Genomic DNA, 7,608 nt, shown 5'->3' with positions numbered 1-7,608 from the left:
AGGACGGCATCAAGACGCTGGAAGACTTCGCCACCTGCGCCGACTGGGAACTGGCGGGCGGCTGGACCACGGAAAACGGCCAGCGCAAGAAGGACGAGGGCGTGCTCGAGAAATTCGACATGTCGCTTGAGGAAGCGCAGACCCTGATCATGACCGCGCGCGTCATGCTGGGCTGGGTCGACCCGACCGAATTGGAGCAACCCGAGGAAGAGGTTGCCGACGACGAGGAGGCCGAGGCCTGATTTCAGGCCTCGGGGACACGCGTTGACGCGCGGCGGCCGGGAAAAGGAAAGGGACGAACCGGAACGCAAATGCATTGCGACCGGGGAAAGCCAGCCGAAGGCGGGGCTGATCCGCTTTTGCCTGGGTCCTGACGGGCAGATCGCCCCTGATATCCTGGGCAAGCTGCCCGGCCGGGGGATGTATGTCTCGGCGGACCGTGCGGCGCTCGACCGGGCGGCGAAGAAGAACCTCTTCTCCCGCGCGGCCCGCCAGCCGGTGAAGGTGCCGGAGGGTCTGGCCGATCTGGTCGAGACTCTGATCGCCCGGCGGGTGATCGAACTGCTGTCGATGGCGCGCAAGGCCGGGGACGCTGTCACCGGCTACGAGAAGGTGAAGGACTGGCTGGTCAAGGGGACTGCGGTGACGCTGATCCAGGCCAGCGACGGGTCGGAACGGGGCAAGACGAAGCTGCACGCGCCGGATGGCGCAAACGGCTTCATTGGCTGCCTTTCGGCTGGGGAAATCGGTTTGGCATTCGGGCGCGAACGTGCGATACACGCCGCGCTTGCCGCTGGTGGACTCAGGTCCCGTGTTGTAGAGGAAGCGGCAAAACTCGCTGGGCTGCGTGGGCAGACCGGCGGGGATGACGGCGGCGAGACCGCCATGAAGGATACGAAGAACGCATGAGCGATACTGACGGCAAGAAACCTCTTGGCCTTGGGGGCGCCCCCCGTTCCGGACAGGTGAAGCAAAGCTTCAGCCATGGCCGGACCAAGAGCGTCGTGGTCGAAACCAAACGCAAGCGCGTGGTGGTGCCCACCGCCGCCCCGAAGCCCGGTACGCCCGGCGCGGGCCAATCGGCTGCGCCCACGAACTACGGTGATCCGTCGAAGCGGCCCGCAGGCATCTCCGATGCCGAAATGGAACGCCGTCTGACCGCCCTTCGCGCCGCCAAGGCGCGCGAGGCGGAAGACGCCGCGCGCCGCGCCGAAGAGGACCGTGTGCGGGAAGAAGACCGCGCCCTTCGCCGCGCCGAGATCGAGGCGAAAGAGCGCGAGGATCGCGAACGTGCCGAGGCCCTCCGCCTGAAGGCCGAGGAAGACGAGCGCGCCGCCAAGGCGGAAGCCGCCGCCAAGATCGCGGCGGCCGAAGCCCGCAAGGCCGATGTGCTCGGCACCCGTGCCCGGTCTGCCACGCCGCCTCCGGCCGCGGCCAAACCGGCCGACCGCAACGCACCGGCTGCTCCGGCTGCGACCGAAGACGCCCGCGGCCCCGCTTCGGCCAAGCCCGGCCTGCCGACGCCCCGCAAGACTGATCGCGAAAAGGACGACCGGTCCGACCGTGGCGCTAAACGTGGTGCAGGCGACGAAGGCCGCCGGTCGGGCAAGCTGACCCTGTCGGACGCGATGTCTGGCGAGGGTGGCCGTCAGCGCAGCCTTGCCGCGATGAAGCGCAAGCAGGAAAAAGCCCGCGCCAAGGCGCTGGGGCTGGGCCAGAAGGCTGAAAAGCAGGTGCGCGACGTGCAGCTGCCGGAAACCATCGTGGTCAGCGAACTGGCCAACCGGATGGCCGAACGCGCTGCAGACGTCGTGAAGAGCCTGATGAAGATGGGCATGATGGTCACGATGAACCAGGCCATCGACGCCGACACCGCCGAACTGGTGATCGAGGAATTCGGCCACAAGGCCGTCCGCGTGTCGGATGCCGACGTCGAACAGGTCATCGATACCGTCAAGGACTCCGACGAAAGCCTGACCCCGCGTCCCGCGATCGTCACGATCATGGGTCACGTCGACCACGGCAAGACCTCGCTTCTGGACGCGATCCGCAAGACCAGCGTAGCCACCGGCGAAGCCGGCGGGATCACCCAGCACATCGGCGCCTACCAGGTGAAGACACCGAATGGGCAGGTCATCACCTTCCTCGACACGCCCGGCCACGCGGCCTTCACCTCCATGCGCTCGCGCGGGGCACAGGTGACGGATATCGTGGTTCTGGTGGTCGCGGCGGATGATGCCGTGATGCCGCAGACGGTCGAGGCGATCAACCACGCCAAGGCCGCCAAGGTGCCGATGATCGTGGCGATCAACAAGATCGACAAGCACGAGGCGAACCCGACCAAGGTCCGCACCGACCTCCTCCAGCACGAGGTGGTGGTCGAGGCGATGTCCGGCGACGTGCAGGATGTCGAGGTCTCGGCCAAGACCGGCCTGGGTCTTGACGACCTGCTTGAGGCCATCGCGCTCCAGGCCGAGGTTCTGGAACTGCGCGCCAACCCGAACCGGGCGGCGTCGGGTGCGGTGATCGAAGCCAAGCTGGATGTGGGTCGTGGCCCTGTCGCGACGGTGCTGGTGCAGAACGGCACCCTGCACAAAGGCGACATCTTCGTCGTCGGCGAACAATGGGGCAAGGTCCGCGCGCTGATCAACGACAAGGGCGAGACCATCACCGAGGCGGGCCCCTCGGTTCCGGTCGAGGTGCTGGGCCTCAGCGGTACGCCTTCGGCAGGCGACACGCTGAACGTGGTCGAGACCGAAGCCCAGGCGCGCGAGATCGCGGACTACCGGATCAAGACCGCCAAGGACAAGCGCGCCGCTGCCGGGGCCGCGACCACGCTGGAACAGCTGATGGCCAAGGCCAAGGCCGACCAGTCGGTCGCCGAGCTGCCGATCCTGATCAAGGCCGACGTGCAGGGTTCTGCCGAGGCCATCGTCCAGGCGATGGAGAAGATCGGCAACGAGGAGGTCCGCGTCCGCGTGCTGCATTCCGGCGTGGGGGCGATCACCGATACCGACGTCGCGCTGGCCGAGGCCTCCAAGGCCCCGATCATCGGCTTCAACGTGCGGGCCAATGCGACCGCACGGGCTTCGGCGACGCAGAAGGGCGTGGAGATCCGCTACTACTCGATCATCTACGACCTGGTGGACGATATCAAAGCCGCCGCGTCGGGTCTTCTCAAAGCCGAGGTGCGCGAGCATTTCATCGGCTATGCGAAGATCCTGGAGGTCTTCAAGGTCTCGGGCGTCGGCAAGGTGGCGGGTTGCCTCGTTACCGAAGGGGTCGCGCGCCGCTCGGCGGGCGTCCGCCTGCTGCGCGACAACGTGGTGATCCACGAGGGCACGCTGAAGACTCTGAAACGCTTCAAGGACGAGGTGAAGGAAGTCATCTCGGGCCAGGAATGCGGGATGGCCTTCGAGAACTACGAGGACATCCGTCAGAACGACGTCATCGAGATCTTCGAGCGCGAGGAAGTGCAGCGCACGCTGGAGTGATCCGGGCTGCCCGCGCGCGGGCAGCTTTTCGAGGCCAGTCTTTTCAAAGGGTTGGCTGCGGACGTTCAGGAAATCTTAAGAAATGCGCCGGGCCTTCGGGTCCGGCGTTTTGCTTCTGGGGCGGCTCGTCGTTCGCCTTCGGCTTCTCCTCGCGGGGGGAAGCGAGGAGTGCCCGAAGGGCTTCGACGAGCGGCGGATCAGAGCCAGTCGCGCAGGATCGGGATCAGCGGCAGGTCGGCGGGGGGCATCGGATAGTCGCGCAGGGCGTTCGGCTTGACCCATGCAAGCTTTTGCCCCTCGGTCGCGCGGACGGTGCCCTGCCAGCGGCGGCAGGCGTAGAGCGGCATCAGAAGGTGGAAGTCGTCATAGGTATGGCTGGCGAAGGTGAGGGGCGCGAGGCAGCTGGTCCAGGTGTCGATGTCCAGCTCTTCCTTCAGCTCGCGGATCAGCGCGACTTCGGGTGTCTCGCCGGGTTCGACCTTGCCGCCGGGGAATTCCCAGAGGCCAGCCAGCGACTTGCCCTCGGGGCGCTGGGCCAGGAGGACGCGGCCGTCGGGGTCGATCAGGGCGACGGCGGAGACGAGAACAATCTTCATTCTACGGTCTTTCGCGGGTGGAAGCCCCAGGGGTTCACACCCCCGGACCTCCGTGGAGTATTTTCGCCAAGAGGAAGCTCAGGAGCGGTAGTCGGCGTTGATCTCGACGTAGCGGGAGGTCAGGTCGCAGGTCCAGACACTACGTTTTGCGCGGCCAAGCCCGAGGTCGACGGCGAAGACAAGTTCCTGCCCCTGCATGTAGGCCGCGCCGTCCTCTTCCTTGTAGTCGGGGTTCCGCCAGCCGTCCCTTGCCACCAGGATATCACCGAAGCGGATGGTCAGCTTGTCGCGCTCTGCCACGGCGCCGGACTTGCCGATGGCCGCGACGATGCGGCCCCAGTTCGGGTCCTGCCCGGCCACGGCGGTCTTCACCAGCGGCGAATTGGCGATGGCGAAGGCGACCTTGGCCGCGTCCTCGTCGGAGGCGGCGCCGGTGACGCGGACCTCGACCAGCTTGGTCGCGCCCTCACCGTCGCGCACCACCTGCAGCGCCAGATCGCGCATCACCCCTGCAAGCGCGGTCTCGAAGGCCTTCAGCGCCGGGCCCTTCAGCTCGGCGGCCTTCGACTGGCCGGTCGCGGCGACAAGCAGCGTGTCGGAGGTGGAGGTGTCGCTGTCGACGGTGATCGAGTTGAACGTCGCATCGACGTTGCGCGCGAGCACCTTCTGCAACTGGTTCGCGCCGATCTTGGCGTCGGTGAAGATGTAGACCAGCATCGTCGCCATGTCGGGTGCGATCATCCCCGAGCCCTTGGCGATGCCGGAAATGTGGATCGCTCCGCCCTCGCCTTGCACGGTGGCGGCAGCGCCTTTCGGGAAGGTGTCGGTGGTCATGATCGCCTGCGCGGCCATTTCCACCGCGTCTTCCTTCAGCGCGGCGACCAGATCGGGGACCTTGGCGGTGATCTTCTCGAACGGCAGGGGTTCGCCAATGACGCCGGTCGAGGAGGAAAAGACACGGGCGGCCGGGACCCCCAGCGCCGAAGCCACCGCGCCGGTGACGGCGGCGACGGCCTCGTCCCCCAGCTTGCCGGTGAAGGCGTTGGAATTGCCGGAGTTCACGATGATCGCCGCCCCCGCGCCTTCGGGCACCTTCGTTGCCAGCTTGGTCTGGCAGTCGCGGACGCATCCCGACCGGGTCGAGGAGCGGGTGAAGACCCCGGCCATGGTTGTGCCGGGGGCGAGACGGACGAGCATCACGTCCTTGCGGTTCTGGTAGCGGACGCCGGCCTCGACCGCGGCGAATTCGGCGCCCTTGATTGCGGGCAGCGCGGGGAAGGCAGCGGGGGCCAGCGGCGAGACCGGCTTCAGCGCCTTCTTCGCCGCCGCGACGACATCGCCCACGGCCTCGGACACCGCCTCGGCCATCGGCCCCGCGGCGGCGGTCAGGCCGTCCCTCAGCTTGCGGACCTTCTTCTTCAGCGCCTTCGCTTCGGCCTTCCAGTCGGTTTTTGCCATGTCACGCCCCCTTTGCCGGTGCCGTCAGTCGATCAGCGCCGAGTTTTTCAGGATCGCCGGATCCAGCGCCTCGCCCTCGCGGGTGACGGTGGCGCCCTTGGTCAGCTCGTCGATCTTCGCAGTGATTGCCGCATTCTCGACCTCTTGCGCAAGCTCGTCGCGCATCTGGTCCAGCGTGGGCTTCTCGGCGACGCGGGTTTCCTTCACCAGGATCAGATGATAGCCGAAATCGGTCTTCACCGGGCCGGTCACCTCGCCGACCTTCGCGCCGACCACGGCCTCTTCGAAGGGCTTGACCATCATGCCCAGGCCGAACCAGCCGAGATCGCCGCCATTGGCGCCCGAGCCGGTGTCGGTGGAATGCGCCTTGGCAAGCTCGGCGAAATCGGCGCCGCCGGCCAGTTCTTCCTTCAGCTTGTTCGCCTCTTCCTCGGTCGCGACCAGGATATGGGCCGCGTTGTATTCGGTCTGGGGCTTGGCGTCCTTGAAGCGGTCGTCATAGGCCTTCTGCAGCGCCGCGTCGGTGACGGCCTCCTTGACGATGGCGTCGATGGCGAGGCCCGAGACGAAGCCGCGCTTGTCGTTCTCCATCGTGGCGATGGCGCGGGGGCCGAGCTCCTTGACCGATTGCGCCAGGACTTCCTGCTGGATCAGCTGGTCGTAGATGCCCTTGAAGAGCACGTCGTCGGGCAGCGACTGGTACTGCGGCGGCAGGGATTCTTTCATCGCGACCATCTGGCCCAGCGTGATCGGGGCGCCGTTGACGGTGGCCACCACGGTATCGGCGGTCTCGCCCTCGGCGAGTGCGGGGCCCGACAGGACGGCGGCCAGCGCCAGAACCGACCAGAAGCCTGAACGTTTCATCATTTTCACCTACTCCTGATCGGGGCGATCCGCCCCCTGCGTTGACTATCCCGGCCTTCCCCCTTACATCGCGACAGTCGCGTGGAACGGGGCCGTCCGGTCATACACAGGCCCTTCTATGGAAGGTGGCCGGGTCGGGCAAGTCAAAGGGCCACACGAAGCTGTCAGAAGCCTCGGAGAGAACATGCTGGGAATGGGATCGCTTGCGCGGAAGGTGTTCGGGACGCCGAACGACCGCAAGGTAAAGTCCGTCCGTCCGATCGTGGCGCAGATCAACGCGCTGGAGCCGGAATTCCAGGCGCTGACAGATGAAGGCATCATCGCCAAGACGCGCGAGTTCCAGAAGCGGGTGCAGGAAGGCGGCGAGAGCCTGGATGCGATCCTGCCCGAGGCTTTTGCCAACTGTCGCGAAGGTGCGCGGCGGGCGCTGGGCCTGCGCGCCTTCGACGTGCAGCTGAAGGGCGGAATGTTCCTGCACCAGGGCAATATTTCGGAAATGAAGACGGGCGAGGGCAAGACGCTTGTGGCGACCTTTGCCGCCTATCTGAACGCGCTGACCGGCAAGGGCGTGCATGTCGTTACGGTGAACGACTATCTGGCCAAGCGCGACGCGGAATGGATGGGCAAGGTCTATGCGGCGCTGGGGATGACCACGGGCGTCGTCTACTCGCATCAGCCGGATGACGAGAAGATCGCGGCCTACCGCGCCGACATCACCTATGCGACGAACAACGAGCTGGGCTTCGACTATCTGCGTGACAACATGAAGGCCTCGCTGGAGGAAATGGCGCAGCGGGGGCATTATTTCGCCATCGTGGACGAGGTGGACTCGATCCTGATCGACGAGGCGCGGACGCCGCTTATCATCTCGGGGCCGAGCCAGGATCGCAGCCCGCTGTACACGGCGGTGGACGCGGTGATCCCGCATCTGCAGCCGGAGCATTATGCGGTGGACGAGAAGACCCGCGGCGTGACCCTGACGGAAGAGGGCAACGATGCCATCGAGGGGCTGCTGCGCGAGGCGGGCATCCTGCCCGAGGGGCAGAACCTTTATGCGGCGGAAAGCACGTCCATCGTGCACCACGTCAACCAGGCGCTGCGGGCGCACAAGCTGTTCTTCAAGGACCAGCAATACATCGTTCGCGACGGCGAGGTGATGCTGATCGACGAATTCACCGGGCGGATGATGAAGGGGC

At 66.2% G+C, this 7,608-nt stretch carries 5 protein-coding genes and 2 pseudogenes; 4 read left to right on the top strand and 3 right to left on the bottom strand.

What is annotated here, in order from left to right; genetic code table 11:
• From V7Q39_RS17720 to infB, 3 genes and pseudogenes are all read left to right on the top strand, one after another.
• Positions 1-242: pseudogene (locus V7Q39_RS17720) on the top strand (transcription termination factor NusA); the annotation flags it as partial.
• 22 nt (positions 243-264) lie between these two features.
• Entirely contained in the window at positions 265-909 is a 645-nt protein-coding gene (locus V7Q39_RS17715) for an RNA-binding protein (protein ID WP_333817945.1), read from the top strand.
• Entirely contained in the window at positions 906-3,494 is a 2,589-nt protein-coding gene (gene infB, locus V7Q39_RS17710; protein ID WP_333817944.1) for a translation initiation factor IF-2, read from the top strand. The genes V7Q39_RS17715 and infB overlap by 4 nt, the downstream gene beginning before the upstream one ends.
• Positions 3,495-3,691: 197 nt before the next feature.
• Here the strand turns inward: infB and V7Q39_RS17705 are convergent, their stop codons facing one another.
• The 3 genes from V7Q39_RS17705 to V7Q39_RS17695 form a co-directional block, all read right to left on the bottom strand.
• On the bottom strand, positions 3,692-4,090 hold the full coding sequence (locus V7Q39_RS17705) for a (deoxy)nucleoside triphosphate pyrophosphohydrolase (RefSeq protein WP_333817943.1): 399 nt from the start codon (positions 4,088-4,090) through the stop codon (positions 3,692-3,694).
• A 78-nt stretch (positions 4,091-4,168) separates the two neighbouring features.
• Complete coding sequence (gene argJ / locus V7Q39_RS17700) at positions 4,169-5,458, bottom strand: bifunctional glutamate N-acetyltransferase/amino-acid acetyltransferase ArgJ (protein ID WP_443082542.1); 1,290 nt, start codon at positions 5,456-5,458, stop codon at positions 4,169-4,171.
• A gap of 114 nt (positions 5,459-5,572) precedes the next feature.
• Positions 5,573-6,415, bottom strand: a complete 843-nt coding sequence (locus tag V7Q39_RS17695) for a peptidylprolyl isomerase (RefSeq protein WP_333817941.1) — start codon at positions 6,413-6,415, stop codon at positions 5,573-5,575.
• A gap of 181 nt (positions 6,416-6,596) precedes the next feature.
• On the opposite strand from V7Q39_RS17695, the pseudogene V7Q39_RS17690 reads away from it, so the two are divergent.
• A pseudogene (locus tag V7Q39_RS17690) lies at positions 6,597-7,608 on the top strand (preprotein translocase subunit SecA); the annotation flags it as partial.

Origin of the sequence: Tabrizicola sp. (assembly GCF_036781545.1) — a bacterium.
Taxonomy (GTDB): Bacteria; Pseudomonadota; Alphaproteobacteria; order Rhodobacterales; family Rhodobacteraceae; genus Tabrizicola.
Note: the sequence above shows the minus strand (reverse complement) of the source record. Positions and strands in the feature narration are given on the sequence as shown.

Excerpts from the sequence above, each read along its gene's own strand:
- V7Q39_RS17695 (WP_333817941.1), bottom strand. The coding sequence starts at position 6,415 with ATGATGAAACGTTCAGGCTTCTGGTCGGTTCTGGCGCTGGCCGCCGTC.
- argJ (WP_443082542.1), bottom strand. The coding sequence starts at position 5,458 with ATGGCCGAGGCGGTGTCCGAGGCCGTGGGCGATGTCGTCGCGGCGGCG.
- infB (WP_333817944.1), top strand. The coding sequence starts at position 906 with ATGAGCGATACTGACGGCAAGAAACCTCTTGGCCTTGGGGGCGCCCCC.
- V7Q39_RS17705 (WP_333817943.1), bottom strand. The coding sequence starts at position 4,090 with ATGAAGATTGTTCTCGTCTCCGCCGTCGCCCTGATCGACCCCGACGGC.